27 protein-coding genes are annotated in these 26,144 nt (G+C 39.9%); 9 read left to right on the forward strand and 18 right to left on the reverse strand.

All coding sequences use genetic code 11. The features are described 5' to 3' along the window. The first annotated feature begins 38 nt into the window (after nucleotides 1–38). On the forward strand, nucleotides 39–2,795 hold the full coding sequence (gene barA, locus AAEZ22_RS11860) for a two-component sensor histidine kinase BarA (RefSeq protein ID WP_352297330.1): 2,757 nt from the start codon (nucleotides 39–41) through the stop codon (nucleotides 2,793–2,795). 62 nt (nucleotides 2,796–2,857) lie between these two features. Beyond that, a complete protein-coding gene (locus AAEZ22_RS11865) occupies nucleotides 2,858–3,226 on the forward strand; it encodes a VOC family protein (RefSeq protein ID WP_086995046.1) in 369 nt (122 codons plus the stop codon). A gap of 135 nt (nucleotides 3,227–3,361) precedes the next feature. Here the strand turns inward: AAEZ22_RS11865 and pdxJ are convergent, their stop codons facing one another. From pdxJ to rpoE, 10 genes are all read right to left on the reverse strand, one after another. Continuing rightward, nucleotides 3,362–4,093: a pyridoxine 5'-phosphate synthase gene (pdxJ, locus tag AAEZ22_RS11870; protein WP_011327431.1), complete on the reverse strand. Its 732-nt coding sequence runs from the start codon at nucleotides 4,091–4,093 to the stop codon at nucleotides 3,362–3,364. A gap of 22 nt (nucleotides 4,094–4,115) precedes the next feature. Beyond that, complete coding sequence (recO, locus tag AAEZ22_RS11875) at nucleotides 4,116–4,808, reverse strand: DNA repair protein RecO (protein ID WP_011327430.1); 693 nt, start codon at nucleotides 4,806–4,808, stop codon at nucleotides 4,116–4,118. A gap of 22 nt (nucleotides 4,809–4,830) precedes the next feature. Then, the gene (era, locus tag AAEZ22_RS11880; protein ID WP_011327429.1) at nucleotides 4,831–5,763 is read right to left on the reverse strand and encodes a GTPase Era; all 933 of its coding nucleotides are present in this window, start codon (nucleotides 5,761–5,763) and stop codon (nucleotides 4,831–4,833) included. Further along, nucleotides 5,753–6,430 carry a ribonuclease III gene (rnc, locus tag AAEZ22_RS11885; RefSeq protein ID WP_041454353.1) on the reverse strand — a complete coding sequence of 226 codons (678 nt, stop codon included), beginning with the start codon at nucleotides 6,428–6,430 and terminating at the stop codon, nucleotides 5,753–5,755. Before rnc ends, era begins: the two co-directional genes overlap by 11 nt. A gap of 2 nt (nucleotides 6,431–6,432) precedes the next feature. After that, nucleotides 6,433–7,368: a signal peptidase I gene (gene lepB, locus AAEZ22_RS11890; protein WP_352297333.1), complete on the reverse strand. Its 936-nt coding sequence runs from the start codon at nucleotides 7,366–7,368 to the stop codon at nucleotides 6,433–6,435. A 16-nt stretch (nucleotides 7,369–7,384) separates the two neighbouring features. Beyond that, nucleotides 7,385–9,175 (reverse strand): translation elongation factor 4, encoded by a 1,791-nt coding sequence (gene lepA / locus AAEZ22_RS11895; protein WP_011327426.1) that lies wholly within the window; start codon nucleotides 9,173–9,175, stop codon nucleotides 7,385–7,387. Between the two features lie 122 nt (nucleotides 9,176–9,297). Next, a complete protein-coding gene (locus tag AAEZ22_RS11900; RefSeq protein WP_011327425.1) occupies nucleotides 9,298–9,747 on the reverse strand; it encodes a SoxR reducing system RseC family protein in 450 nt (149 codons plus the stop codon). Nucleotides 9,748–9,767: 20 nt separating this feature from the next. Next, the gene (locus AAEZ22_RS11905; protein ID WP_197182188.1) at nucleotides 9,768–10,721 is read right to left on the reverse strand and encodes a MucB/RseB C-terminal domain-containing protein; all 954 of its coding nucleotides are present in this window, start codon (nucleotides 10,719–10,721) and stop codon (nucleotides 9,768–9,770) included. A gap of 4 nt (nucleotides 10,722–10,725) precedes the next feature. Continuing rightward, on the reverse strand, nucleotides 10,726–11,343 hold the full coding sequence (locus AAEZ22_RS11910; RefSeq protein WP_011327423.1) for a sigma-E factor negative regulatory protein: 618 nt from the start codon (nucleotides 11,341–11,343) through the stop codon (nucleotides 10,726–10,728). A gap of 1 nt (nucleotide 11,344) precedes the next feature. Then, nucleotides 11,345–11,926: an RNA polymerase sigma factor RpoE gene (gene rpoE, locus AAEZ22_RS11915; protein ID WP_011327422.1), complete on the reverse strand. Its 582-nt coding sequence runs from the start codon at nucleotides 11,924–11,926 to the stop codon at nucleotides 11,345–11,347. Nucleotides 11,927–12,170: 244 nt separating this feature from the next. On the opposite strand from rpoE, the gene nadB reads away from it, so the two are divergent. Continuing rightward, the gene (nadB, locus tag AAEZ22_RS11920) at nucleotides 12,171–13,778 is read left to right on the forward strand and encodes an L-aspartate oxidase (protein WP_011327421.1); all 1,608 of its coding nucleotides are present in this window, start codon (nucleotides 12,171–12,173) and stop codon (nucleotides 13,776–13,778) included. On the opposite strand, the gene AAEZ22_RS11925 is transcribed toward nadB, so the two are convergent. Both AAEZ22_RS11925 and AAEZ22_RS11930 read right to left on the reverse strand, forming a co-directional pair. Further along, on the reverse strand, nucleotides 13,756–14,124 hold the full coding sequence (locus AAEZ22_RS11925) for a hypothetical protein (RefSeq protein ID WP_041454661.1): 369 nt from the start codon (nucleotides 14,122–14,124) through the stop codon (nucleotides 13,756–13,758). The genes nadB and AAEZ22_RS11925 overlap by 23 nt on opposite strands. 40 nt (nucleotides 14,125–14,164) lie before the next feature. Beyond that, a complete protein-coding gene (locus tag AAEZ22_RS11930) occupies nucleotides 14,165–14,416 on the reverse strand; it encodes an FAD assembly factor SdhE (protein WP_011327419.1) in 252 nt (83 codons plus the stop codon). A gap of 164 nt (nucleotides 14,417–14,580) precedes the next feature. Between AAEZ22_RS11930 and ygfZ the strand changes: the two genes are divergently transcribed. Beyond that, on the forward strand, nucleotides 14,581–15,492 hold the full coding sequence (gene ygfZ, locus AAEZ22_RS11935; RefSeq protein ID WP_089367843.1) for a tRNA-modifying protein YgfZ: 912 nt from the start codon (nucleotides 14,581–14,583) through the stop codon (nucleotides 15,490–15,492). A gap of 12 nt (nucleotides 15,493–15,504) precedes the next feature. Beyond that, complete coding sequence (locus tag AAEZ22_RS11940) at nucleotides 15,505–15,990, forward strand: FKBP-type peptidyl-prolyl cis-trans isomerase (protein WP_011327417.1); 486 nt, start codon at nucleotides 15,505–15,507, stop codon at nucleotides 15,988–15,990. A 67-nt stretch (nucleotides 15,991–16,057) separates the two neighbouring features. Here the strand turns inward: AAEZ22_RS11940 and AAEZ22_RS11945 are convergent, their stop codons facing one another. The 3 genes from AAEZ22_RS11945 to AAEZ22_RS11955 form a co-directional block, all read right to left on the reverse strand. Continuing rightward, complete coding sequence (locus AAEZ22_RS11945) at nucleotides 16,058–16,534, reverse strand: hypothetical protein (protein WP_086995032.1); 477 nt, start codon at nucleotides 16,532–16,534, stop codon at nucleotides 16,058–16,060. Nucleotides 16,535–16,579: 45 nt separating this feature from the next. Further along, nucleotides 16,580–17,362 carry a DUF481 domain-containing protein gene (locus AAEZ22_RS11950; protein WP_086995029.1) on the reverse strand — a complete coding sequence of 261 codons (783 nt, stop codon included), beginning with the start codon at nucleotides 17,360–17,362 and terminating at the stop codon, nucleotides 16,580–16,582. A 79-nt stretch (nucleotides 17,363–17,441) separates the two neighbouring features. Next, nucleotides 17,442–17,762 carry an HI1450 family dsDNA-mimic protein gene (locus tag AAEZ22_RS11955; protein WP_011327414.1) on the reverse strand — a complete coding sequence of 107 codons (321 nt, stop codon included), beginning with the start codon at nucleotides 17,760–17,762 and terminating at the stop codon, nucleotides 17,442–17,444. A gap of 548 nt (nucleotides 17,763–18,310) precedes the next feature. On the opposite strand from AAEZ22_RS11955, the gene AAEZ22_RS11960 reads away from it, so the two are divergent. The 4 genes from AAEZ22_RS11960 to AAEZ22_RS11975 all read left to right on the forward strand — a co-directional run bounded on the left by AAEZ22_RS11960 (nucleotide 18,311) and on the right by AAEZ22_RS11975 (nucleotide 21,124). Then, the gene (locus AAEZ22_RS11960; RefSeq protein ID WP_352297336.1) at nucleotides 18,311–19,102 is read left to right on the forward strand and encodes a crotonase/enoyl-CoA hydratase family protein; all 792 of its coding nucleotides are present in this window, start codon (nucleotides 18,311–18,313) and stop codon (nucleotides 19,100–19,102) included. A 67-nt stretch (nucleotides 19,103–19,169) separates the two neighbouring features. Then, complete coding sequence (locus tag AAEZ22_RS11965; protein WP_011327412.1) at nucleotides 19,170–19,523, forward strand: CidA/LrgA family protein; 354 nt, start codon at nucleotides 19,170–19,172, stop codon at nucleotides 19,521–19,523. Continuing rightward, nucleotides 19,516–20,259 carry an LrgB family protein gene (locus tag AAEZ22_RS11970; protein WP_352297339.1) on the forward strand — a complete coding sequence of 248 codons (744 nt, stop codon included), beginning with the start codon at nucleotides 19,516–19,518 and terminating at the stop codon, nucleotides 20,257–20,259. The genes AAEZ22_RS11965 and AAEZ22_RS11970 overlap by 8 nt, the downstream gene beginning before the upstream one ends. A 37-nt stretch (nucleotides 20,260–20,296) precedes the next feature. Continuing rightward, nucleotides 20,297–21,124, forward strand: a complete 828-nt coding sequence (locus tag AAEZ22_RS11975; RefSeq protein WP_350546338.1) for a mechanosensitive ion channel family protein — start codon at nucleotides 20,297–20,299, stop codon at nucleotides 21,122–21,124. A gap of 18 nt (nucleotides 21,125–21,142) precedes the next feature. Here AAEZ22_RS11975 and AAEZ22_RS11980 read toward each other — a convergent pair whose 3' ends face one another. The 3 genes from AAEZ22_RS11980 to AAEZ22_RS11990 all read right to left on the reverse strand — a co-directional run bounded on the left by AAEZ22_RS11980 (nucleotide 21,143) and on the right by AAEZ22_RS11990 (nucleotide 25,810). Further along, nucleotides 21,143–22,204 carry a DUF21 domain-containing protein gene (locus AAEZ22_RS11980; RefSeq protein WP_350546336.1) on the reverse strand — a complete coding sequence of 354 codons (1,062 nt, stop codon included), beginning with the start codon at nucleotides 22,202–22,204 and terminating at the stop codon, nucleotides 21,143–21,145. Nucleotides 22,205–22,246: 42 nt separating this feature from the next. Next, nucleotides 22,247–23,599 (reverse strand): magnesium transporter, encoded by a 1,353-nt coding sequence (locus tag AAEZ22_RS11985; protein ID WP_011327408.1) that lies wholly within the window; start codon nucleotides 23,597–23,599, stop codon nucleotides 22,247–22,249. A gap of 543 nt (nucleotides 23,600–24,142) precedes the next feature. Then, on the reverse strand, nucleotides 24,143–25,810 hold the full coding sequence (locus AAEZ22_RS11990) for a methyl-accepting chemotaxis protein (protein ID WP_352297343.1): 1,668 nt from the start codon (nucleotides 25,808–25,810) through the stop codon (nucleotides 24,143–24,145). Nucleotides 25,811–26,144: the final 334 nt, after the last annotated feature.

The raw sequence follows: 26,144 nt of genomic DNA on the forward strand, positions 1-26,144 counted from the left end.
ACTCTGAGCATGCTGATAACAATAATAACGCTCCCAATATGACTAAATTAGGCTTACGCGATTCTGTTTTAACACTCACTCTGATCCCCACGGTGATCATTGGATTGTTACTCGGTGGTTATTTTACAATAAATCGTTACATTGAGCTTGATGAAATTTTATATCAACAAGGGACTACTATTTCAGAGCCCCTTGCTATTGCACTTGAGCAGCCATTACTTGAAAAAAACAAACAACTACTAAATCGTGTCATTAGCTATACCCACAATAAGCACTCCCCAGTAGTAAAAGCGATTGCATTATTTGACGACAATAATAAGCTAATAATAACCAGTAACTATCATCGCTCGTTTGATGACTTGCTCAACAACGAGCAACTAAATAATCTTAATGCCACTCAAGTTCATAAAACAGATGATTTAATTACCTTTTTTACACCCATTATTAATCACACAAGTCCTGATACAAAATGGGATAAATCGATATTTCAAACCTCACTAGGAACTGTAGTATTACAGTTAAATAGAGATCAAGCAGTTATCGGTCAGCAAAGGGCCTTACTGGTCAGTGGTATTGTTATTATACTAGCCTTGGTCTTGGCCGCTATTTTAGCACTTAAACTTAGCCATATGTTTATGAGCCCTCTTAATAAATTAGTACTGGCAACCGATAGGCTCGTGGAAGGTAAAAGAGAAACTGGTTTAAACGAATCTATGGTTGGTGAGTTTGAGTTGCTCCGCGAAGGGTTAAATACTATTTCTTACTCTATGGTGATGCAAAAAGATGAAATGCAAAAAAACATTGATCAAGCCACCAGTGATTACCGCGAAACACTAGAGCAGTACGAAACGCAAAATATTCAGCTCACTATGGCCAAAAAAGAAGCCCAAGATGCCAACCGGGTTAAATCAGACTTTTTGGCAAAAATGAGTCATGAGCTACGCACCCCTTTAAATGGCGTGATTGGTTTTACGCGTCAGCTGCATAAAACGCCATTAAATAAAAACCAAAAAGATTACTTAGATACCATTGAACTGTCGGCTAATAGTTTAATGACCATTATTAGCGATATATTAGACTTTTCAAAATTAGAAGCAGGCGCTATGGAACTTGAGTCTATTCAGTTTCAGTTGCGCGATACCGTTAACGAAGTAATGACGCTGTTAGCCCCAAGCGCCCATGATAAGCAGCTTGAGCTGTCTATTTATATTAGCCCGCAAGTGCCCGATCACCTAACCGGTGATCCTACGCGATTAAAACAAGTTTTAATTAATTTATTAAGTAACGCAATTAAGTTTACCGAAAAAGGCGCTATAAAAGTCGACATTAGCCATAGACTACTCGATGATGAGCGCACCTCTATTTTAGTCTCAGTGGCCGATACCGGCGTAGGTATTCCTGTTGATAAGCAAGATGCATTATTTACCGCCTTTGGCCAAGCCGATTCAAGTATTACCCGTAAATTTGGTGGCACTGGCTTGGGGCTAATTATCACCAAGCATATTGTAGAGGCCATGAGTGGTAAAATTACACTTAACTCAGCCCCTGGTAATGGCACCTGCTTTACCTTTAATGGCGTATTTAGACTGCCTAATCATGTGTTTGCCAATGACTTACCAACTAAATCTTTGCTCGGTAAGCATGTTTTATATTTAGAGCCACACGAGCACACCCATCATGCTGTTTTATCTTTGCTTAACGAATGGCAAATAAGTGTGACCGGCTGCTTTAGCGATGCAGAATTTTTAGCAGCAATCGACAATAAAGAGCAGCAATATGATATTTGTATCATTGGTGATATGGCCTCGGTTAACGATATGCAGCGTTTAAAGGCTCATGTAAAAGCGGTGCGTGAATCAACCGACTATTTATATTTAATGCTCAACACGGTATCGCATAGTATGCGTGAAGCCTTTATTGGCAGCGGCGCTGATGCCTGCTTAAGTAAACCGCTTAACCATCGTAAATTGTGTGAACTACTTGCCGCGCCGTATCGATTAGATCACCCGGTGCACAACATTGAGCAAAATGAGCAAACACTCTTGCCGTTAAAAGTATTAGTAGTTGACGATAATGACGCTAACTTAAAATTAATTTATACCTTACTTAATGAGCAGGTTGAGCTAATAGACACTGCGCACAATGGCTCGCAAGCTTACAGTTTGAGTAAAAGCCACAAGTACGACGTAATATTTATGGACATACAAATGCCAATTATGGATGGTATTACTGCCTGTAAGTTAATTAAAGAATCATCATTAAACGAAGATACTCCAATAATTGCAGTGACCGCACATGCACTGCATAGCGAAAAAGAGCAGTTATTAAAAGACGGTTTTGAAGGCTATTTAACTAAACCGATTGATGAGGACATGCTCAATCAAATTATTTGCGATCACAGCCCACAACTACCGGTTAGCCGCGATAAACTAAAAAACATGCCACAAAGCCCGCCCCCTTTTAAGAGTGTGCGCCTTGATTGGGGCATAGCACTGCAACATGCTGGCGGTAAAAGTGAGCTGGCATTAGAAATGCTCAATATGTTATTACTCAGCGTGCCCGAAACACTTAGCCTATTAGCACAAGCTATTGCCGATGAAGACTGCAAACAGGTACTTAGCATTATTCATAAGTTACATGGTGCGTGTTGCTACACTGGCGTTCCTAAATTAAAGTCGCTGGCCGAAACAATCGAAACCGCGTTAAAAAGTAACTGCGTATTAGCCAGCATTGAACCTGAGTTATTTGAACTACAAGACGAGCTAGAGAACTTACTACTTGATGCTAAAAATTAAAGGCTCGAAACTATAATACGATAGCTATTGCGCCATCAGTACAATAAACAGGAAGAGACTTTATGAGCAATAATAAAGTAATTGGTAGTATTGAATGGCGCGATCTTACTGTGGCTGATGCACAGCAAATCAGCGACTTTTATGCACACGTTGTTGGTTGGCAAAAAGAGCCTGTAGATATGGGCAGTTACAATGATTTTAATATGAATAACGCACAAGGGACAATAGCAGGCATTTGCCATGCTAAGGGCGATAACGCCGATTTACCAGCACAGTGGTTAATGTATGTTCGCGTAGAAAATGCTCAGCTTAGCGCACAAAAAACGCTGGAGTTAGGAGGTGAAATTATTAAAGGGCCGACTGAATATGGTGGCGAAAGCTATTTTATTATTCGCGATCCAAGTGGCGCTATTTTGGCAGTGTATTCTTAACTTTTAGTGGCTTTAATTGTACTCACCCAAGCTAGTTGCTAACTTGCATAACAGCCGGGCTCAAAATTAGAAGCTCCATGCACCTAATATAACTAAGTAGCAAGAAGCTTCAAGTAGCTTATTTAAAGCGAGGCTTTAGGCACGCGCTTCAAGCATTAAGCGTTTCATATCGCGTACGGCTTTATCTAGCCCATCAATGGCGGCGCGAGCAATAATGGCGTGACCAATATTAAGCTCATAAATTTCTTCCATTGCGGCAATTGGTTTTACATTATGGTAATGCAAACCATGGCCCGCATTGACAATTAAGCCAATACTGGCTGCGTATTTAACGCCTTGGCGAATATGTTCAAGCTCTTTGCTTATTGCCTCATCGGTTGTAGCATCTGCATAAGCACCGGTATGAATTTCAACATACGGAGCGCCTGTTGCTTTAGCTGCATCTAGCTGCGCTTTATCGGCATCAATAAATAACGAAACTTTAATACCTGCGTCGCTCAAGGTTTTTGTTGCTGCGGTAATTTTTTCAAGATTACCCGCCACATCAAGTCCGCCTTCGGTGGTTAGCTCTTCGCGTTTTTCTGGCACTAGGCATACGTACTCAGGTTTTACCTCAAGTGCAATATTGATCATTTCATCGGTTACGGCTGTTTCAAGGTTCATGCGTGTTTGTATGGTTTTAGCCATTACATACACGTCACGGTCTTGAATATGACGGCGATCTTCACGTAAATGAATAGTGATACCGTCGGCTCCTGCATGCTCAGCTACACTTGCTGCATGTGCTGGATCAGGGTAGCTAGTGCCACGTGCTTGGCGAAGTGTTGCAATATGATCAACGTTTACACCCAAAAGAATATCTTTCATTATTTTACCTGTAAAATTACGTTTATTGAGAGGCCGCAAATAACTCACGACTTTTTAATGGTTTATTACCAAGTAGTGGCTTTAATAAGTAGCGGCTTAATTGCTTTGCCATATATAACACATCTGCTTGGCTAAAGTCATGATTAGCTATGGCATTAAGTTGCAAACCGCTAAATCCAGAGCGCGGATCGTCTTGTACTAAAAAGCCAACTTCTGCAAAATAGCTATACGTTCGCTTTTCATCTATGGGTTCACCGCTGGCGTCAAAACTAAAATCGACGCCATAACCTAATAGTTCTAATAGTTGAAATTCGTAAGAACGCAGTACTGCTTGTAAATTAGCACCGCTATTAAGGTTTTTTAAGTGCGTATTATAAAGCTGAAAAACCTGATCAATCGGTTCATTAATTGGCACAATTCGATTAGTTAATTCATTTAAATAAAAGCCGCAATAAAGCTCATCACCTTTTAAAAAAAGTGGCGTTCCGTGCAGTTCAAATTTGTTGATGTATTTTAAATCGTACTTGCCGTTGTAATGTACCAACAAGGCTTGGAAAGGTTGTAATTGCGCTTTATGTTTAGTGGCCTGGCGGCCACTAATACGGGCTAGCATTCTAAGTTGGCCAACGCCTTCTACTAGCATATCAAGCATTACTTGGGAGTCACTATAAGGACGCCGATGTAATAAATACGCTCTGTAGAAGTCGCTATCCATAATTTAAACTGCTAGCAGATTATTAGTCTTCACCATAACCTAGGCTTCTTAATGCGCGCTCGTCATCAGCCCAACCCGATTTAACTTTAACCCAAAGCTCTAAAAACACTTTATTATCGAGCATTTCTTCAAGATCTTTACGTGCTTCGCGACCAATGGTTTTTAGCTTTTCGCCTTTATTACCAATCACCATACGCTTTTGTGTTTCGCGCTCAACGAGTATTAAACCATTGATATGCCAAATACCGTTTTCTTGCCATTTAAACTGCTCTATTTCAACAGTAACAGAATACGGTAGCTCCTCGCCCATAAAACGCATTAGCTTTTCACGAATGGTTTCTGCTGCCATAAAGCGCATTGAACGGTCGGTTACGTAGTCTTCTGGAAAATAAAATTCACTTGGCTGTAGGCGTTTAGTTACTTCAGCTTTGATCAAGTCGATATTTTTACCTTGCTCAGCCGACACTGGCATAATACCAATAAAGTCAAACTTGTCGCCTAACCACTTCATATGAGGCAGTACTAGGTCGCGATCTTTTACTAAATCTATTTTATTGATCACCAATAATACCGGCTTACCACTTTGCGATACTTTATTAAGTACCATGTCGTCATCGGCATTCCAGTGGGTGCCTTCAACTACAAATATAATAAGCTCTACATCACCAATTGAACTAGATGCTGCGCGGTTCATTAAGCGGTTAATAGCACGTTTTTCTTCAACGTGTAGGCCAGGTGTATCAACGTAAACAGCTTGATGCTTACCTTCGGTATGAATACCCATAATACGGTGGCGTGTGGTTTGTGGCTTACGTGAGGTAATACTAACCTTTTGCTCAATAATTTTATTAAGTAAAGTAGATTTACCTACGTTAGGGCGCCCTACTATTGCGATCATGCCGCAAAACGTATCTATATCGCCATCGTGTGGTTGTATTAAGGTATCAAGGTTCATTTTTAAGTATCTTCAATGCTTTTTCAGCAGCTTTTTGTTCGGCTTTACGACGCGAGCTACCAACAGAAATAATGCTATCCATGCCATCAACAATACATTCAACCGTGAATGTTTGATTGTGTGCCTGGCCTTTTGTATCAACAACTGTATAGCCCGGTAACGATAGTTTACGAGCTTGCAAATGCTCTTGCAGCAGGGTCTTAGGATCTTTTTGATTAAGCCCTGGTGAAATAGCATTTAAACGCTCTTCATACCAAGATAAAATTAATTCGCCACAGCGTTCAATATCCGAATCTAAAAACACAGCGCCAATAATCGCCTCTACGGCATCGGCAAGTGTTGACTCGCGACGAAAGCCGCCACTTTTTAGCTCGCCTGGACCTAAGCGTAAATAATCCCCTAAGCCAAACTCTAAGCCAAATTCAGCCAATGTTTGACCACGCACTAAGGTAGAGCGCATACGGCTTAAATCGCCTTCACGCGCTTTAGGAAATTTAGCATACAGCGCATTTGCAATCACAAAGCTTAAAATTGAATCGCCTAAAAATTCTAGTCGCTCGTTATGCTGACCTTTATGACTACGATGCGTCATTGCTTGCTCAAGCAAGCCTTGATCTGCAAATATGTAGTCTATTGTTTTGTATAGTTCTGTTACATTTTTTTTCATTGCTATTGAATATTACCTAGGCGTTCAAAACGAACACCAGTTGGAACCCATCCTGGTAAAATGTCATCTGGGCCATTATCAAATTCAAAACTCATCCATATAAAGACAGCTTTACCCACCAAGTTTTCTTTTGGCACAAAACCCCAAAAGCGACTATCTTGGCTGTTATCGCGATTATCACCCATCATAAAATAATGATCAGCAGGAACAACCCATTCATCGGTAGGTGTACCTGGTTGCTGATAATAACGCCCTTTACGTTCAGGCGCCTGAGGGTTAATTAAAATATCATGGCTTAACGTAGTTAAGTTTTCATTTAAACGCGCTAATGCCATTGAGCCTTGCTTAAATTCGTCATCATTAATTAATTTAAAATCAATTTTATTAAATTCATTACAAAGCAGCTCACCCTGCTGGGTTTCACCAGCTTTACAATTAGGTTGAATATATAAACGCTTATCACGATAAACAATTTTATCGCCAGGCAAGCCTATTGTGCGTTTAATAAAATCGACCTTTTCGTCTAGCGGGTATTTAAAAACAATAATATCACCACGCTCAGGCTCACCTACATCAACTAATTGGCTGCGCCATACTGGGTCTTTAATTCCGTACGAATACTTTTGCACTAAAATAAAATCTCCTACTAATAAAGTAGGCATCATTGAACCTGAAGGTATTTGAAACGGTTCAAACATAAACGATCTAAATATAGTGATAGCAGCAATCATCGGAAAAATCGACTTTGCTGTTTCAGTAAGCACAGGCTCTGGTGCAATTAATGCGGCAGTTTCTTCATCTAATTTACCACCAGCAGAAGCCTCTGCCATAGCCAAATGCGCATTTCGTTTCGGCGCAAACATTAAGTGGTCTATTAACCATATTAGACCTGAGCCTAAGGTTAATAGCACCAATAAAACTGAAAAATAGCCAGCCATTTATAATCCTTTGTTTTTATTTACCAACTTTTAAAATAGCTAAAAACGCTTCTTGAGGCACTTCAACGTTACCTACTTGCTTCATGCGTTTTTTACCATCTTTTTGCTTTTTAAGTAGCTTTTTCTTACGACTCACGTCACCGCCGTAACACTTAGCAATTACGTTTTTACGCATCTGTTTTATCGTAGTACGGGCAATAACATGTCCGCCAATAGCTGCTTGAATCGCAATATCAAACATTTGACGTGGAATTAGCTCTTTTAGTGCATCGGCTAATTGGCGACCACGTGATTGCGCACTATCGCGGTGAGCAATGATCGCCAGCGCGTCGACGCGCTCTGAGTTGATTAAAATATCAACACGTACCATATCTGATGTTTGGAAATGCTTAAAGTTGTAATCAAGCGACGCAAAGCCACGACTGGTTGATTTTAACTTATCAAAAAAGTCCATAACTACTTCTGCCATAGGCAGTTCGTAAGTTACCGCAACTTGCTTACCATGATATGACATTTTAGTTTGCATGCCACGCTTATCAACACACAAGGTAATAACACTGCCTAAGTATTCTTGCGGCACTAAAATATTGGCTTCTACAATCGGTTCACGAATTTCTAAAATATCGTTTACCGCAGGTAAATCAGATGGGTTATCAATTTGGAAAGTCCCGTCTTTTTTAGTCACTACTTCATAAATTACGGTTGGTGCTGTGGTAATTAAATCAATATCGTATTCACGTTCTAAACGCTCTTGAATAATTTCCATGTGTAGCATGCCTAAAAAGCCACAACGAAAACCAAAACCAAGTGCTGTTGAGTTCTCTGGTTCGAAAAATAACGACGCATCGTTTAAGCTTAATTTATTAAGCGCATCACGAAACGATTCATATTCATCAGAAGCAATTGGGAACATACCTGCATACACTTGTGGTTTTATTTTTTGAAAACCAGGTAAACGCAATGGTGCCGCATTTTTTTGATGAGTAATAGTATCGCCAACAGGTGCACCATGTATTTCTTTAATACCAGCAATTACAAAGCCTACTTCACCGGTTCTTAAAATACCTGTGTTAGTTTGCTTTGGTGTAAATACACCTACCTGATCGGCTGTGTGTACGTGATCGTTCGACATGATTTTAATTTTGTCGCCCGCGCGCAGTTCACCGTGCTTAATGCGCACTAATGATACAACACCTTGGTATGGGTCAAACCATGAGTCAATTATAAGTGCTTGAAGAGGAGCATCTTTATCGCCAACCGGTGGCGGTACATCTTTAACTATCATTTCAAGTACTTCGGCAATACCAACGCCAGTTTTAGCGCTACATTGCACTGCATCTAGGGCATCAATACCAATAATATCTTCGATTTCTTCAGCCACACGAAGCGGATCGGCTTGTGGTAAATCTATTTTATTAAGTACAGGAATAACTTCTAAGTTCATTTCAATGGCAGTGTAACAATTTGCCAGTGTTTGTGCTTCAACACCTTGACCAGCATCTACAACGAGTAACGCACCTTCACATGCTGCTAATGAGCGTGATACTTCATAAGTAAAATCAACATGCCCTGGGGTGTCGATAAAGTTAAGCTGGTAGATCTCGCCGTCATTGGCTTTATAATTCAAGGTTACACTTTGCGCTTTAATGGTAATACCACGTTCGCGCTCAATATCCATTGAATCCAAAACCTGTTTTTGCATTTCACGGTCGGTTAAACCACCACAAACTTGGATCAAACGATCTGAAAGGGTCGATTTACCATGGTCAATGTGGGCGATGATCGAAAAATTACGGATATGCTTCATAAAATGGATTCTAAACTCTATTTTAATGGACTAAGTAGATATACCTAAACAACTTGAAAATATTTGTTTTTATATTTTCAAGTTGCTGTGGCGTAAGCGGGCAATTTTACATTTAATTGGCATCAATCACCATCTATTTGAGTTAAAGGAAGGCTAATTGGATGAATTTTTATCACTTTGATATCATGCCTGAATGATTTAACCCACATTTTAGCCATTAAAAAGCCAATACCGCCACCCAAAGCAGCAGCTAAAATTTGCCATCCTTCGGTAACTAACAGTAATTCAGCGGCAACTAGCGCAAAGCCTAGGCTTAAAAATAGCGGCAACATATATACAGTAAATGCGTGTTTTACAACGTGGCTGTCATCGAGCGACAAGGTGATTTTTTGTCCCACCACTACGGGCGTGTCAAATTTATAGGGAAAGGTTTTTTTAGCACTGCCAAATAACTTACTAAACACCTGCGATCCACAACGACCATTACAGCCTTCGCATGCTTGTTTTTGTTGTGCCTCTAAATGTGCAATGTGGCCACTAAGGGCCACAACTTTTAAGGTTTGTTCTATCATAACAACTCTTTATAAATCGTTTATAATGCGCGGGTCACCGACTCTGCAATTTTTTTGGCCGTTAAACTAGGAATATTACCCACCACCGAAACATCAAAATTACCGCCGTTGTGCACATAAACTGTGGTTGCCCCAGAGGTGAGTGAGCCACTTAAGCGCTTACCCGGCAAAGGTCTTTGTATAAATACCGACACTTCTACAAAGCCATCTGAAAATAAATAGTAGTCGGTTAATTCATTATTTAAATCTAATTTATGGCGGTCTGATTTTAATAATTCAAAGCCTGCTGGCAACCAGTCTATTTTCCACGTTTTTGCCGTATTACTGCCCAATGTTTCGAGTGAGTTATTTGGTAACGGGGTTGGAAAGTTGCGATTAAGTATTTCCAGCAACATACTAGCAGGCTGCTCTGTAACACTTATGTGGGTAAGTTGCAGTTGCTCTAAAGCTTCGCCTTGATGATTAACATAGGCTGCTTTTAGTAATAAAGAGGATTCCATATCAAGCCAAATCCAGTAGTTATATTTGTCTTCATCTTTAGATTCTATACGTACTAACTGAGCTGCTCGTCCTGATATACGCCCTTTTCCACCAAGTACAAAGTCATAATGGCCACTTAAACGCTCAACGTTTTTAAACAGTACTTCAGGAATTGGCCCTGCAATTGAATCAGTTGTAAGTGAATAAGGCTCTGATTGCGGCTCAAAATAAGTAACTTGGTTGTCAACGCGTACCATTTCTAGGCCCGCGCCATTGAGTAAACTTAAGTGTTCTATCTCAATGTCATCTTGTTTTGCATGTAACCAACGGTAGGGTTCCATGGTTTTACCTTTAACAACCACAAACGAGGCGTCAAAGTTACGGGTATGAACGGCATTAGCCATTTTAAGCAGTAAATCTTTGGCAGGATTGGTGTCGCTGGCAAAGGTATTAAAGCTGATTGCCAGCGACAGAATAAAAGTAATTACTTTCATTTAATTAGTTGTTTTCCTCTGGTTTTTTTGCATCCGTTTGCGCAGCCTCTAATGAATGTGCAACACGAGCTTGGCGTTGATGCTCTAAAACAAGTGCGCCAATACGTTGCTGCTGCAATTCACGCAAACCATTTTCTGCGTTTTTAAGCGCGGGCTCCGATGAATAACTCACTGGTGATGCAGTACCTGTAAAAGGTGTTGTTTGCAGCAATGGAATTTCGCTTTGTTGCGCGCCATCGCCCTGTGGCAACATATTTACGCCTACAATAGCAAACATAGCAACACTTGCTGCAATCGCAAGTTGTGCCACTGGCTTGCGCCAATTAAATGCCACAACTTTATTGTCGTTTATAGTATCACTTTGCGGCGCAGATTGCGCTTTAGACTGACTGAAATCTGCATATACTGGTTCGCTTTCGAGTGCTAACGCAACACGCTTGCTAATATCAATATGAATATCGCTGTGATCTTTTTGAGCTCGCATTGCATCACCAATTAACGCATAACGGCCAAAGGTAGCAACGTCTTGCTCTGCAATTTTTGCATCTGCTAGTTGTTGCTCGCCGTCAAGTAATGCAGATAACGATTCGTCATCTAACCTGTTAACGTGTGCTTTTATCATACTAAGACTCGCCTATTAATGGGTTTAATTTGTTATCAATTGCTTCACGGGCACGAAATATACGCGAACGTACCGTCCCGACTGGGCAATCCATTACCACAGCTATTTCTTCATAGCTCATCCCTTCAATTTCTCTGAGGGTGATTGCGGTTTTAAGATCTTCAGGCAAACTATCAATCGTATTAAAAATAACAGCGCGTACTTCTTCGCTCAGCAGTAAATTTTCAGGAGATGCGTTAGAACGCATTGAGTCCGCGCAGTCATAAAACTCAGCATCTTGTGCGTCTATATCACTTGCTGGCGGTTTACGCCCCTGAGCTACTAAATAATTTTTAGCACAATTTACTGCAATACGGTACAACCAAGTATAAAAGGCACTATCGCCCCTAAAGTTAGGAAGCGCACGATAAGCTTTTATAAACGCTTCTTGTGCTACATCTGCAATATCACCCTGATTTGACACATAACGTGAGATCAAACCGGCAATTTTGTTTTGATACTTCTTTACTAATAGGTTGAAGGCGTTTTTATCTCCTTGCTGAACCCTTTTTACTAGCGCTAAATCTTGATCCTGCTCGCTCATTCGAGCCGGTACTCCTGTGTCTAATTTTTGCTTATCATTCATAGTGTCGCCATTGTTCACAGATACTCTGACTCTTACATGAATAAAAAGTTCTGCTTTATATTGTTTTTTTATTAAATAGTCGTAAATAACCGTAGTTAGAGCCAAAATTACTACTTGGTATGATGGCAAATATGATACAACTACCACTATTGAAAACAAACATTGCTCTATATGGGCATTGTAACCGCAAAGTACCTCTGACATGAACCAAAATAAACATCACATTGCAGATGTCGCTATTATCGGTAGCGGCGCAGCGGGCTTATCACTTGCCTTATCTTTAGCTAACTATTGTAACGTTACCGTAATCAGTAAGGGAGCACTCACTGAAGGTTCCACACTCTATGCCCAAGGTGGTATAGCCGCGGTATTTGATAAGAAACATGACAGTATAGAATCACATGTGCAAGACACGCTCGATGCGGGCGGTGGCTTATGCGACAAAGAAGCAGTGCACTATACCGCTAGTAATGCCCACGATTGTTTGCAATGGTTAATTAATCAAGGCGTACCGTTTGATATAGAGCTGGATAGCCATGGTAAAGAGCGTTTTCATTTAACGCGTGAAGGCGGCCACAGCCACCGACGCATTTTACACGCCGCCGACGCTACTGGTAAAGCCGTACAAACTACATTAATCAGCCAAGTTCAAGCCCACAAAAACATCACCCTGTTAGAGCATTACAACGCCATTGATTTAATTACAGATAAAAGCGGCAATAAAGCCAGCTCGCATATAAATGGCATGTATGTATGGAATAAAAACGCCAAAAAAGTAGAAACAATTGCGGCTAAATTTGTTGCTTTAGCGACAGGTGGTGCTAGTAAAGTGTATTTGTATACTTCAAACCCTGATGTTTCCAGTGGTGATGGTATTGCTATGGCATGGCGTGCGGGTTGTAGAGTGGCGAACATGGAATTTAACCAGTTTCATCCAACCAGTTTGTACCACCCTGAATTACAAAACTTTTTAATTACCGAGGCAATGCGTGGTGAAGGAGCTTATTTAAGACGCCCCGACGGCAGCCGATTTATGCACGAGTTTGATGAGCGTGAAGAGCTTGCTCCTCGCGATATTGTTGCTCGCGCTATCGACTTTGAAATGAAACGTTTGGGTGCCAATTGCGTATTTTTAGACATTAGTCACAAAGATAAAGATTTTATTATTGAGCACTTCCCCACTATATATGCAAAGTGTCTAAGTGTCGGGCTCGATATTACCAAAGATCCTATTCCTGTTGTACCTGCAGCGCATTATACCTGTGGTGGAGTAATGACTGACTTTAATGGTAAAACCGATTTAGATAACTTATATGCAGTAGGTGAAGTTGCTTATACCGGCTTACATGGTGCTAATCGTATGGCGAGTAACTCATTACTAGAGTGTATTGTGTTTGCCCATGCGGCTGCAAAAGACATTTTAAGCAAAATTGAACATGCACCAGAGCCCATTAATCTGCCGCACTGGGATGAAAGCCGCGTAGCTAATTCAGATGAAGAAATAGTGATTACTCACAACTGGCATGAACTAAGGTTGTTTATGTGGGACTACGTGGGTATTGTGCGCTCAACCAAACGCTTAGAGCGTGCACTACATAGAGTTGAGTTGTTACAGCAGGAAATACATGACTATTACGCTAACTTTAGAGTTAGTAATAACTTGTTAGAGCTGCGTAATTTGGTACAAGTTGCCGAACTAATTATTCGCAGTGCACTTGAGCGTAAAGAAAGCCGTGGCCTGCACTACACTATTGACTATCCAGAGCAAAACGCTAATCCAACACCTACTATTTTAACTCCACAGCGTTAATTGCATTAAGTGTGGCGCGTTTTAGGCGCGCATAGCTTTGTACATCAACACTATTGGCTGTAATAATCAGCCAATAGTTGTTATTAAAACCCTTAATATAAAGCCAAACACTGTTGCCAATTAAGCGGCTTTTAGCACTTATTTCGCCTTGAATTAACCGTGTGCTATTTTCAAACCTAAACTGCTTTGGGGCTAAAATAATAACGCCTTCAAGTGGCTGTACTGCCTGCATTTTTAGCCATACAAGTATGGCCGCTACAAAGTTAACAACTATGCAAAAAATGATTGCCTCGAGTGAACTTAAAAATAAGCACAGCAATAATGTTAAAACACAAAAAAAGACCACAATAGGTTTATGGTCTGTTTTGTTTGCTGTAACTGTAAACCTATACACGAACTCGGTCTAAAATAAGTTGCACCATGCTGTTGAGCTGCTCATCTTTACATTCTTTATGGCCCATAAACCAAGCAAATAAGTCAGGATCTTCTTCGGTAAGTAAACGCTGAAAAATAGCTTGCTGTTCAACGCTAAGTGAATCAAAAGCATCCTCTACAAAGGGCATAAACAATACATCTAGCTCTAGCATGCCACGGCGACAAGCCCAACGGATACGTGCTTTACTATGAATTTCAGTCATTTTAAACCTCATATTTAATTGACCTGAGTTTAACAAATACCAATTAATTTAGCAGCTCTTAATCACTTATTAAAATAATAAAAACCCGTACAGAGTTAGCTGCTGTACCCAAGGTTGTATCTACGTTATTATGTTACCTCATTAAATAGTCAAAGAAGGTGTTTATGTCGATTGTTCATGCATGTGCTTTATCTCATCAGCTTATTAGCTTCTCTGGCGCAGATAAATTATCTTATCTTCACGGACAAATCACTCAGGATATCAACAAGCTAACCAACAACAATTATCTTTGGGCCGGGCACTGTAGCGCCAAAGGTAAGTTATGGGGCGTGTTTAAATTATTTTCTCATCAAGATCATTACTATTTAATTGGCTCTAAGGCTGAAGTGGAGTGCTCTTTAGCCGAGTTAAAAAAGTATGCGGTATTTGCTAAAGTAGACATTAACGTAGCACCACAGCGATTAATTGGCTTAATTAGCGACGACTTTACTGAGTTACTCACACAACTTAATATCGAATTTGCGGCGCAAGACACTGCATGCGATTTTAGCCATGGTAAAGCTCTTAAGCTTACCGGCAATCGACTTTTACTAATGGTAGATGAGCAATTTAACTTGCCTGATAACGTAGTAACGCTTGAAAACGATATGCTATGGCAACAAGCTGCTATTTTAGCCGGCGAGCCACAGCTTAATGAGCAAGCGATTGGTGAATACGTGCCGCAAATGGTTAACTTGCAAGCAATAGGTGGCATTAGCTTTAAAAAAGGCTGTTACGCAGGGCAAGAAACCGTAGCGCGAATGAAATACTTAGGTAAAAATAAGCGTGCTATGTATATCGTTTCAGGGCAAAGCGATGGGTTACTTACTGAGTTGGATCTAGAAAGACAACTAGGCGAAAACTGGCGCCGCGCTGGTAAACTTATCAGCCAGAGCTTTAATGAACAAAGTAAAACACTTACTGGCCTTGTAGTGTTGCCAAACGATACTGATGTTACTCAGGTACTTCGTGCAAAACACACTCCTTCGGTAGAGCTAAACATTCTTCCTCTACCCTACTCTCTTGAAGATGAATAAATAGGACTGACTATGATCGTTGCAGCAAACAAAGTGGTAAAAATGCATTATTCGGTATTAGATAATGACGGCAATACCATTGATAACTCGTTCGATGGCGAACCACTAATTTTTATTATTGGCACCGGCTATCTAATTTCAGGCCTAGAAAATGCTCTGCAAGGCAAACAAGCTGGCGACACGTTAAGCGTAAAAGTTGAACCTGATGAAGGTTACGGCGAACGTAGTGACAACTTAATGCAAGCTGTGCCTAAAGAAATGTTTGAAGGCATGGAAATTGAAGTGGGTATGCAGTTTCGTGCATCAACCGATGATGGCGATCAATCAGTCATGATCATCGACATTCAAGACGAAGAAGTTATTGTAGATGGTAATAACCCACTGGCTGGTATTACGCTTAACTTTAATGTAGAAATTTTAGAAGTACGCGATGCAACCGAAGAAGAACTAAGCCATGGTCATGTACATGGTGAAGGCGGTTGTGGTCACGACCACTAAAATGCCCTAAGCAAATAAAAAAGCGCCTAAGGCGCTTTTTTTGTTACTAAACTCAATTTAATTACATTTAAACCGCAGCAGGTTTAGCATCATCGGTAGCTGCTTTAAGTGTTTCTGCAGGTGCTATTTTACCTTCAAGCGCTGTGAGTAAGCCTTGCTGATCATTAGTACCCACTCTGTATAAAGTGCCATCCTTAAGGGTAAGTTGAATAGCACTAAAACCAGACACTGTATATATCCAGCCATCGTGGGTAATACGAATACCAATCCCATGACGATACGAGTTTTGCACCGCTTTAGCTTCTGCAATATCTGCAAGTGCAATACTTTGCCCAGCAACACCAGGACCAAATGCCCAACTAATATGAGTATCATTTACTTTTACGGTTAAGCCATGAAACAAAAAACCCACCAGCACTAAAATACCGGCAAACACCATAAGTGGGCCATCAGCCCCAATTAAATTCCAGGCAAGGGCTACAAAGCCACCAATCCAGGCTAATACAAAAAATATAAATAGCGCATACTGCTTATGCTGATACATAACACTCTCAAAATTAAATAACGATACGATTAAAAATAAAACAACTTAAAAGCTATAAACTAATGTTGCGCTGAGCTCTGAGTCAAACTTGAGCTTATTTTCTTCAGGTTTGGAATTATAACGATACATATAAGCAAACTTAAGTGATACCCCACCAATTACTTGGCTGATCAAGGCTGTTTCTGATTTTAATCGTGAATTAAGCCCCGACAAAGACTGCTCTATACTTACATCTTGGTTAAAGCGCGTTCGCTCAGAAACCAACCGCTCCCATTGCATAGCAAAGCGCACTAAATAACCTACTTTGTTTTTATCATCTTCGCTAACATCAGACTGCTCCTCAGCTACAGAGCGATACAAACCAGGTCCTATATCAATATCAACTTTATTTTTAACGCCTTGGTAAACGCGCGCACCATAACCTGTTGCTACAGTACTTTTAAACGCTAGACCGCTAAATTTATCTTCTTCGTAATCGCCATAAATAAAAAATGAGGAATTCTTAACGCCTACTTTGTAGTTACCTTGCGCTGATATAAACACCCGGTTAGCGGTCACATCAGACTTTCCGGTGTCATCGTTATGATCGCGTTTGTATAAAGAATCTATTTTAAATTGATTACGCCAGCTTTCAAAATCTTGATAAAGGTTACCTTTGAGTTTAAAACTGGTCGAATTAGTATTGCCTTTACTTAATATAAAACCAAATTCGGTGTCGCCGTAAAGCATTTCGCCTTTATGTAAATCATGAATTTCTTCATCCGAGAGTTGTCCGTATTCATGAAAATCTTCAAAAGGATCGACAGCCCAACTTGGGCGGCAAACCATTAAAAAAATTAAGAATAAAAACTTACGCAAAACACTCTCTCTTGTAGGTGATCATAAAACAACTTTAACTAAAACTGAGTTACTCAGTCTCTTTCCATAAAATGTGACAAAAAGGCGCGTCTTTATCACGGCTAATTAAAATTTTAGCGAATAATACATCGTCATTTTCAAATTCTAAGCCTACTAACACCTGCAAAAAATGATCAGCTTCAACTTCTAGAGCAACAAAATCCTGCCATTGCTCATCGGGCTCGCCCTCTTCAATAAAACCAAGTTCTTCTCTGTATTGATTAAAAGTTTCAACGTCTTGCTCATTCAGGTTGCTTGGTGCCAATTCTAAAAAAATATCGTACGCTTGATGAGTTGCTTCTTCTTCTGTGTATAAACGCGGGCCTGACATGAGTAGTTAACCTTTGAGCTTTTAAAGTATGATCATAATACCAAAAGTTATCGTTGTTTTGAGAAAAAAACGCTGAAAAAACTGACTTTCTTCAGTCTCTTAATTGTTATAAGTAAAATCAATCAATTGAGACCTGCCGCTGAGTAATAAATTCATTTTATTTTAGGGTCTGTTGACCTTTGCGGATTAAAATTTGTTCAAACTAGGGGCGATTTAATCACGGCGCGAGGTTTGTAACCTAGTGGGCTAAGTAAAAACCGAGCAAAGCTTCCGCGTCCTGCTCACGCCCCTTACCTACATCCATGTAGGCAACAAAGAGTCAATCGCCCCTAGGCAGAACCCTTCGGGCAGCGCATGTTTGGCATTGATGCTACGTTATCGCCTATTTATGGGGAATAACCACACCACATAGGCTCTGCCTTGCCTAAATACCAAACACACTGCTGCAAATTTAACCTTGAAAGATAAACAGACCCTAATCAACCACGCTCACTTTACTTAACTTAAATAACATCATAAGCTCAGGCAACAGGTCAGAGGAGTGCAAAATGATAAAGTTAGAAAAACAACAAGGCATTGCAATTGTCACACTAAGCAGAGCTCAAAAACAAAATGCTTTAAGCTTTGCTATGTTTGTTGAGCTTAATAAAATAATAAAAAAGCTTAAAAAAGATCGCAGTATCCGCGCCGTAGTTTTAAAAGGCGATGGCGATCACTTTTGCGCGGGGTTAGATATAGCCGCAGTTATGGCGTCGCCGCTTAATATTATTAAATTATTATTTAAATGGTTACCTGGCAATAAAAATTTAGCCCAGCGGGTAGTATTGGGTTGGCAATCGCTTAGCGTGCCGGTTATTGCCCAAATTAATGGCAACTGCCTTGGCGGTGGATTGCAAATTGCACTCGGCGCTGACTATAGAATAGTGCACCACGATGCCCAATTTGCCATTATGGAAGCGCGTTGGGGATTATGCCCAGATATGGGGGCTAATGTTGTAATGAGCGGTTTAGTAAAACGCGACCAAGCACTATGGCTTGCCAGCCATGCTGATCCAATAAGTGCGCTACAAGCAAAAGAGCTTGGCTTGGTCACTCAAGTAACTGATGACACCGAGGCTGCCACACAAAAAATGTTGGAAATACTATTAGCCCGCTCGCCCGACACTCTGGCGGCAATTAAGCGCGTTACCCAGCAAAGCTATAAAACTCAGCAACGCAACATACTCGCCAAAGAAACCTTTAGCCAAATTAGATTATTACTTAGCCCAAATACCAAAAAGGCAATTGCTAAAGCAAAGGGTAAAACCGATATTCATTATGCCAACCCTAAATGCTGGTAAGATGATGCATGCATAAATAACAGGGATTTGTTAAAGTTAAATTCCTGACTTTCCAATGAGTTCTCTAATGAAATATGTGTTAAGTAGCGCAATTATTTTACTCTGCTTAGCGGCGGCTAAATTCATTATGCACAGTATTGGCGGCAGTTTTCCTGCGCCTTTACTAGCAATGGTTATTTTATTGCTGCTACTGTTAACTGGCATAGTAAAAGAGCATCAATTAAAGCCCTGCGCTTCACCTATTTTAAATATTATGCCCATCTTTTTTATTCCTGCGGGGGTTGGCTTTATTGAGCACCTTGGCTTAATAAAGTCGCATTGGCCTTTTTTAGTTGCCATTGTATTGCTAGTCCCTATTAGTACCTTATTGTTAGTGAGTAGTGTTATTGCTTACTTTAAAGGACGCGTAAATAATGACTGAGCAACTAAAATCGCTAACAACACAACTAACTCCAGATTTATGGTGGCTTAGCGTACCGTTTATTATTGCGCTGTTTTTATTATTAAGGCTACTTAACCAGCGGGTTAAGCATGTTATTTTAAAATCACTTACTAACCCTGTATTTTTAAGTATAGCTATTATTGCTTTACTCTTGGTTAATTTAAACTTGCCTTACACTAAATTTGCTAGCCACAGCCAATTACTAAGTTGGCTGTTAGAGCCCGCTATTGTGGCACTAGCATTACCTTTATATCAGCAGTTTGTTCATGTACGTAAAAACTTACTCTTAATTGTAACCACTTGTAGTTTAGGGATTATTAACGCCACTGTAGTGGCTTTTTTACTCAGCATGATATTTGCTGTACCCACACAACTTAGCGCCTCAGTTGCAGCATTGAGTGTAACAACTCCTATAACGCTAATTGTAACCGAGTCATTAGGCGGTATTGACTCGCTCGCTGCTGCCTTGGTTATTTTTATTGGTTTATTGGGTGCTTTATTTGGCTTTGTACTTTTTAAACTAATTAAAATTTATAACCATGAAGCGCAAGGCGTTGCCATGGGTACTGCCTGTCACGCTATTGGCACCGCAGCAGCATTGGTTGAGCATCCTAAAATAGGTGCATTTTCATCGGTTGCCATGGCATTAAGTGCGCTTTTAACGGCTGTAATAGTACCGTTTTTATATCCAATCTTAATCAACACTTTGCTATAGTTAGCAAAAATATTTAACAGCCATCTTAAGAGCATATATGATCAGCCCAGAAATAGAACAGTTTGAAAAATACTACGCCATGCTTACCGAGTATTTAGTTACCTATAGCATGCAAATTGTAGGTGCTATTTTCATACTCTTAATTGGCTTATGGGTTGCGCAAAAGCTTGCCAACGTAGTGGCTAATTTAATGGCTCGCCATAATATTGACGTCACGTTAACTAACTTTGTGAGTAACCTAGTTAAAGTGTTGCTCATAATAATTGTCATTATTATTGCGCTGGGCAAAATAGGCATTAGTGTTACCCCTTTCGTGGCCGCTATTGGTGCTGCGTCGCTTGGTGCGGGTTTGGCAATGCAAGGTATGTTGTCTAATTATGGTGCTGGCCTTGCTATTATTGCCACTCGCCCTTTTGTGGTTGGCGACACTATAGAAGTTAAAAATGTCAGCGGGCAAGTTAAAGTAATAGAGCTGGGGCATACAGTACTTATTGACGAAGAAAAGGTAGAAATAACCATACCCAATAAGCATATCCTCGGTGAAATACTCCATAACTCGTTTAAGTTTTCATTGGTAAAAGGCGAAATAACCATTGCTTACAGCGCGTGCTCAAATACCGCAGTTAAACTAATTGAAGATGTTGTGAATGGCCATGAGCTTGTGGCTAAAGTGCCCAATGCACAAATTGGTATAGAACGCTTTGCCGACAATGGCGTAACTATTAGCTACCGCTACTGGGTACCAACCACTAAAATAATCGAAACCAAGTTGGCTATTAATGGTGGGGTTTATAGCGCTATGAATAAAGCGAATATTGAAATACCTTTACCGCAGCGCATTGTTAGTATTATTAAAGGTGATTAATTTATAAACCTAAACCGTTTAAAGCGGTTTAGGTTGATCTATACTGGGGTTTAATTCAAGTTTAGGCGCACTCATACCTTTTAGTAATCGGCCAAAAATATCAGCCCCAGTAATAATGCGCTTTTCATCGCCCCATACCAGTACTACATCGTGCTCAATTGCCCCATCGAATGACTTATCTAATGAATGACTGGCGCGAATTTTTAAAATAACGTCACTTAAGCGCATACTTTCATCGATCACTATTATTGGTCTGTGACAAAAGTGGTACGGATCAAATGTGTCTGGCTCAAACAAAGCTGCGCGTAAAAAACCATCCGCATCAACCACTAACAAAGGATCGCCTGCCTGATTAGTAATAATCACCCAGTTATAACCAGACTTGTGCAGTTTGCGTAAAAATTCATTATCGGCACTGAGTGTTAGTTCAGGAAATATTGGTAAATCAAGCTTGGTTGGTAACGCTATGATTGAGTCGGGATCTATCACTTCGCCTTCTTGAGTGACACTTATTTCATCTAAACTAAAAAAGTTAAGTGCACCAATACCTTCTACGTGCTGTACATCGGCCTCTTCAGCTTCTATGTGCTTACGAATAATACCTCTGAGCTCACTCTCTGCAAAGTAGGTAATACCCTCTTTGCCTAACCAAGCATCGAGTATGAGCCCTGTAGGCTTAGCAACGAAATAAAACAGAAATTGATAAAACTTAATTAACGGCGACAACATGCTGGCCATTTTTAACGCATTACGTGAAAAATACGCCTGTGGTGTTATTTCGCCAATAATAGTAATAGCAATAGTTGAGAATAAAAAAGAACTTGCACCCATTAATACCGAGTCAGAAAGTAAGGTCAGCAGTACGTTAATACCTACGTTACCCCACAAAATAGTCGAGAGTAAAAAGTTTGAATCGTTACGCAGTGCCATTACTTTTATCGCAGCGGCGTTACCTTTACTGCTTTCCATTTCGAGTTGTAATCTACTTAGCGAAAAAAACGCCAAGTTTAAACCCGAAAATATTGCTGACTGCGAAATACACAGTGCAATAGCACACCAAATCATGACATCAAAAGTCATTGTTTTTCCTATTTATTTACGCGTTCCTTGCGATACAAGGCACTATAACAGTAGCAAACTACCTAAACCTAAAAAGGTAACAAAACCAACTATATCGGTTACTGTAGTTAAAATGACCGAGCCCGAAAGCGCAGGATCTATTTTCATTTTATCTAAAATAGAAGGGATCACTACACCGGCTAACGATGCTGCAACTAAGTTAAGCAAAATAGCCACGGTAATAGTAATACTTAGCATAACGTCGTTAAACCACAAAAAGGTCAATGCGCCAATAACAAAAGCCCATACAAAACCATTTACCGCGCCCACTCTTAACTCTTTTTTAAGTAGCGCTGCGCGGTTAGAGTCGGTTACCTGGCCAAGTGCCAAGCCACGTACAATAACGGTGAGCGTTTGACTCCCGGCAATTCCGCCCATAGAGGCCACTATTGGCATTAATACCGCTAAAGCCACTACTTGCTCTATAGTTGCACCAAACAGGCCAATAAACCACGAGGCTAAAAATGCAGTCGCCAAATTTATACCTAACCAAATGCCCCGGTTTTTAGCACTTTTTCGCACACTCGCAAATAAATCTTCGTCTTCACGCAGACCACCCGCTTTAGCGGCAGCCTCGTCGGTTATTTCTTGGCGTAACTCATACGCTGAAGCAATGGTTAAACGGCCCAGTAATTTGTTATCAACATTAACAACCGGCATTGCCATTTTTTCGCTATGAATAACCACTTCCGCAGCTTCGTATAAATCATCATCTGCATGCAGCGATACATAGTCATGGTTTGCTAAAGTAATTAAACTGTCGTTGTCATTGGCTTTTATTAAATCATTAATTGCCACTTCACCAATTAAACTGCCCTTACGGCTCACTAAATAAATAACCTCTGTGAACTGCGGCAACCCTTTATGGAGTAACTTTTTAGCGCCTCCCGCGGTTAACTTTTCAGACACTTTTAAAAAGTCAAAACCTAACCAGTGACCTATTTGCTCAGAAGGGTATTGTTGCGCTAATTCATATTGCTTTGTTTGTGCTTCATCGAGTTGTTTTTTTGCATACTCAACAAATCGCTCAGGAATTACTTCTTCAAGCTCAAGCAGTTCTTCTACATTAACTTCGTCTAATAGTTTAAAACCGTCGCTATCATCTAAAGTTTGCAGTAACCATAAGGTGCTGTCATCGCTTAAATTAACAAATATTTCGTGTTGCGTGTCTTCATCTAACAACTGCCAAATTTCAAGGCGCTGCTCTTTAGGTATTGCTTCAAAAAGCAATGATAAATGCTCAGTTGATAATGTTAATTGTGCGTCTATTAATAACTTATTTTTGCGCTCTGTGGTGTCGCACTGTAATAAGTCATTTATGAGTTGGGGTAGTTTATCAACCGGATACTCAATCATCTTAAGCCTTAAATTTTAGTAGGTTATATTAGTAAATAGTCACTTATTAATATGTATTGCTATTAGTGTAACGTAGCGGGCATAAAATATTGAAAAAATATGCAAACTCATCCGCTTTTTTCGCATTGTATGCGTAAAAATAACCAGCTGTTAATGTTTTTTATTATTTTTTAAATTTAATTATACAAGCACAATCACGACTTACTTTTGATATGATTTCAGATGCTTAAGTGTAGGCAATTTCATACATCTTCATTAACTAACCTGAACTCTGGTTAAGAGATTTACTAACATATTGAATCATCGTTATATTTAATTTTATTTTCTCTAGCCAGAGGTTTTCAGTGAAAACAAGGCGAATTTACGCGTCAATAGCTGGCCTATTGCAAGTAAATTCAACGCAGTTAGCGCTGAAAATAGCTGCTTGAGATAAGTTTATTATCCGGAGCTCAGGTTAACTAGGAAGGATTTTTTGCAGCAGGCAAAATAAAAGCCGTAACTAAAAATTACGGCTTTATAAATGATTAAATTTAAAAATATGTCTTAAATTTTAAACTGCCCTACCAACTCGCCTAAGCTTTCACCACGACCAGCTAAATGTAAACTTACCGATGACGTTGTTTTACTTGACTCTGTTAGCTCATTTACAATTTCTTGAATAGCAAAAACATTACGGTTTATTTCTTCGGTTACACTACTTTGCTCTGTTGCAGCTGTTGCTATTTGGGTACTCATATCGTTTATAGTGGTAACCGATGTAGTAACCGCGCCTAAGCTTTCTGAAATAGCACGTGATGACTCAACTGAGCGATTACAGCTTTGCTGACTTGCTTGCATAGCGTTAACCGCCGCAGTAACTAAGTTATGCAGCTCACTAAGCATTTCGCTAATTTCTAACGTACTTACTTGTGTACGACTTGCTAAGCTTCTTACTTCATCAGCAACGACTGCAAAACCTCTGCCCTGCTCACCCGCACGAGCCGCTTCAATTGCTGCGTTAAGTGCCAGTAAATTTGTTTGCTCTGCAATACCACCAATAACGCTTAATACACTATTAATCTTTTTAGATTGCTCACTTAATGAATCAACCTGTTCTGCAGCTGTATTTATTTCGGCCATTAAGTTTGATACTTCACTTAAAGATATATCAACACATTCTTGCGCTCTTGCTACTTCTTGCGTTGCTGCCTGAGTTGACACCGCAACTTGGGTCGTATTTTGCGCCACTTCGTGAGAGGTTGCAGACATTTCAGTAATCGCGGTCGCGACTAAATCAGTTTCATGATTATGTTTTAATAACTTATCTTCAATCACCAAAGTTTGCGTATTTATATCTACTGATGCTGTTTTAACATCGTTAGTTACATCAACCACACTGGCTATAATATCGTGCAATTTACTCACGAATATATTAAACGACTCACCTAATTGGCCAATTTCGTCGTGGCTGTCAATTTCTAAACGTCTAGTTAAGTCGCCTTCACCTTTAGCTATGTCATCAAGGCTTTGCACCATTCTTTGTATTGGTTTAAGCATATGGTTGGCAGCAAATAAAGCACCCGCAATAGTTAATAACAAACAAAAGAACGCAATGATCAATAAGGTGGTTACTTTTTCGTTCATGCTTTTTTGCATAGATAGCTCAAAGCCTTCAAGCTCTGCTTCTATGTCGTCCATATAAGCGCCAGTGCCTAGCATCCAGTTGGTTCCAGGGATCATCGCTGCATAACCAATTTTTTCAACTAAGCCGTTGGTATTTGGTTTTTGAAAATGATAGGTAAATGCTCCGCCACCCTGGCGTGCTTGTGCAAGTAAGCCCACAATGATTTTTTTACCATTGGGATCAGTCATGGCTATTTTGTTTTGCCCTTCTATCGCATCACCTAACATGGCATGAAAAACACTCACGCCATCAGTGTCATAAATAAAGAAATAGCCGTCTTCGCCAAAGGTTAGTTTTCTTAATGCATTTTTAGCATCTTGCTCAGTGCCACTTGCAAGCTGGTGCTGTACTACTTGACTACCAATTTCAATTTCAGTTTTTAATAGCGTTTGTTTATCTTTTAATAACTTACTTTTAAAAGTGTCAAAGCTGTGCTGCTGACTTTGCATTTCTAAATAGTACGAACTTGATAAAAAGCTGACCAATAATAATATTAGCGGCAAAATAGCTAGTAGTAACAATTTGCTTTTCAAGCTTAAATTACTCATTTCTTCTCCAAATAAACACATTGCAAGCTGTAAAATCCCTACTCTTATTTTGTAACTTAGTCGCTGCAAAATTTATAATTTACTCTAGCCCTCCTTCATCACATAAACGGCTAAGTCTATTTAATTTAGGTAGGTACTTACTTAAAAGTATAACTAATGGCTAGTGATTATAGTCGTAGTTACTTTGGTTTAATACAAAAAGACGCCATTGTCATTAATAAACCTAAGCTGAATAGCAATAAAGTTGCAACTTACTCTAGGGCGTGTTGATCTTTGTGGTATGAAAAACAAACAGCATGAAGATAAGGTATAATTGAATTCGCCAGAAAACTTT

It is taken from the genome of Pseudoalteromonas sp. 20-MNA-CIBAN-0454 (assembly GCF_040308685.1).
GTDB classification, from domain to species: domain Bacteria; phylum Pseudomonadota; class Gammaproteobacteria; order Enterobacterales; family Alteromonadaceae; genus Pseudoalteromonas; species Pseudoalteromonas nigrifaciens.

Coding starts and splice junctions, on each gene's coding strand:
- rpoE (WP_011327422.1), bottom strand. CDS start 11,926: ATGAGCGAGCAGGATCAAGATTTAGCGCTAGTAAAAAGGGTTCAGCAA.
- AAEZ22_RS11900 (WP_011327425.1), bottom strand. CDS start 9,747: ATGATAGAACAAACCTTAAAAGTTGTGGCCCTTAGTGGCCACATTGCA.
- AAEZ22_RS11970 (WP_352297339.1), top strand. CDS start 19,516: ATGACTGAGCAACTAAAATCGCTAACAACACAACTAACTCCAGATTTA.
- barA (WP_352297330.1), top strand. CDS start 39: ATGACTAAATTAGGCTTACGCGATTCTGTTTTAACACTCACTCTGATC.
- AAEZ22_RS11930 (WP_011327419.1), bottom strand. CDS start 14,416: ATGACTGAAATTCATAGTAAAGCACGTATCCGTTGGGCTTGTCGCCGT.
- AAEZ22_RS11950 (WP_086995029.1), bottom strand. CDS start 17,362: ATGGTTTGCCGCCCAAGTTGGGCTGTCGATCCTTTTGAAGATTTTCAT.
- AAEZ22_RS11945 (WP_086995032.1), bottom strand. CDS start 16,534: ATGTATCAGCATAAGCAGTATGCGCTATTTATATTTTTTGTATTAGCC.
- AAEZ22_RS11905 (WP_197182188.1), bottom strand. CDS start 10,721: ATGAAAGTAATTACTTTTATTCTGTCGCTGGCAATCAGCTTTAATACC.
- era (WP_011327429.1), bottom strand. CDS start 5,763: ATGAACCTTGATACCTTAATACAACCACACGATGGCGATATAGATACG.
- AAEZ22_RS11940 (WP_011327417.1), top strand. CDS start 15,505: ATGATCGTTGCAGCAAACAAAGTGGTAAAAATGCATTATTCGGTATTA.
- AAEZ22_RS11985 (WP_011327408.1), bottom strand. CDS start 23,599: ATGATTGAGTATCCGGTTGATAAACTACCCCAACTCATAAATGACTTA.
- AAEZ22_RS11975 (WP_350546338.1), top strand. CDS start 20,297: ATGATCAGCCCAGAAATAGAACAGTTTGAAAAATACTACGCCATGCTT.
- AAEZ22_RS11955 (WP_011327414.1), bottom strand. CDS start 17,762: ATGTCAGGCCCGCGTTTATACACAGAAGAAGAAGCAACTCATCAAGCG.
- AAEZ22_RS11965 (WP_011327412.1), top strand. CDS start 19,170: ATGAAATATGTGTTAAGTAGCGCAATTATTTTACTCTGCTTAGCGGCG.
- AAEZ22_RS11910 (WP_011327423.1), bottom strand. CDS start 11,343: ATGATAAAAGCACACGTTAACAGGTTAGATGACGAATCGTTATCTGCA.
- recO (WP_011327430.1), bottom strand. CDS start 4,808: ATGGATAGCGACTTCTACAGAGCGTATTTATTACATCGGCGTCCTTAT.
- nadB (WP_011327421.1), top strand. CDS start 12,171: ATGAACCAAAATAAACATCACATTGCAGATGTCGCTATTATCGGTAGC.
- pdxJ (WP_011327431.1), bottom strand. CDS start 4,093: ATGAAAGATATTCTTTTGGGTGTAAACGTTGATCATATTGCAACACTT.
- ygfZ (WP_089367843.1), top strand. CDS start 14,581: ATGTCGATTGTTCATGCATGTGCTTTATCTCATCAGCTTATTAGCTTC.
- AAEZ22_RS11990 (WP_352297343.1), bottom strand. CDS start 25,810: ATGAGTAATTTAAGCTTGAAAAGCAAATTGTTACTACTAGCTATTTTG.
- lepB (WP_352297333.1), bottom strand. CDS start 7,368: ATGGCTGGCTATTTTTCAGTTTTATTGGTGCTATTAACCTTAGGCTCA.
- lepA (WP_011327426.1), bottom strand. CDS start 9,175: ATGAAGCATATCCGTAATTTTTCGATCATCGCCCACATTGACCATGGT.
- AAEZ22_RS11960 (WP_352297336.1), top strand. CDS start 18,311: ATGATAAAGTTAGAAAAACAACAAGGCATTGCAATTGTCACACTAAGC.
- rnc (WP_041454353.1), bottom strand. CDS start 6,430: ATGAAAAAAAATGTAACAGAACTATACAAAACAATAGACTACATATTT.
- AAEZ22_RS11980 (WP_350546336.1), bottom strand. CDS start 22,204: ATGACTTTTGATGTCATGATTTGGTGTGCTATTGCACTGTGTATTTCG.
- AAEZ22_RS11865 (WP_086995046.1), top strand. CDS start 2,858: ATGAGCAATAATAAAGTAATTGGTAGTATTGAATGGCGCGATCTTACT.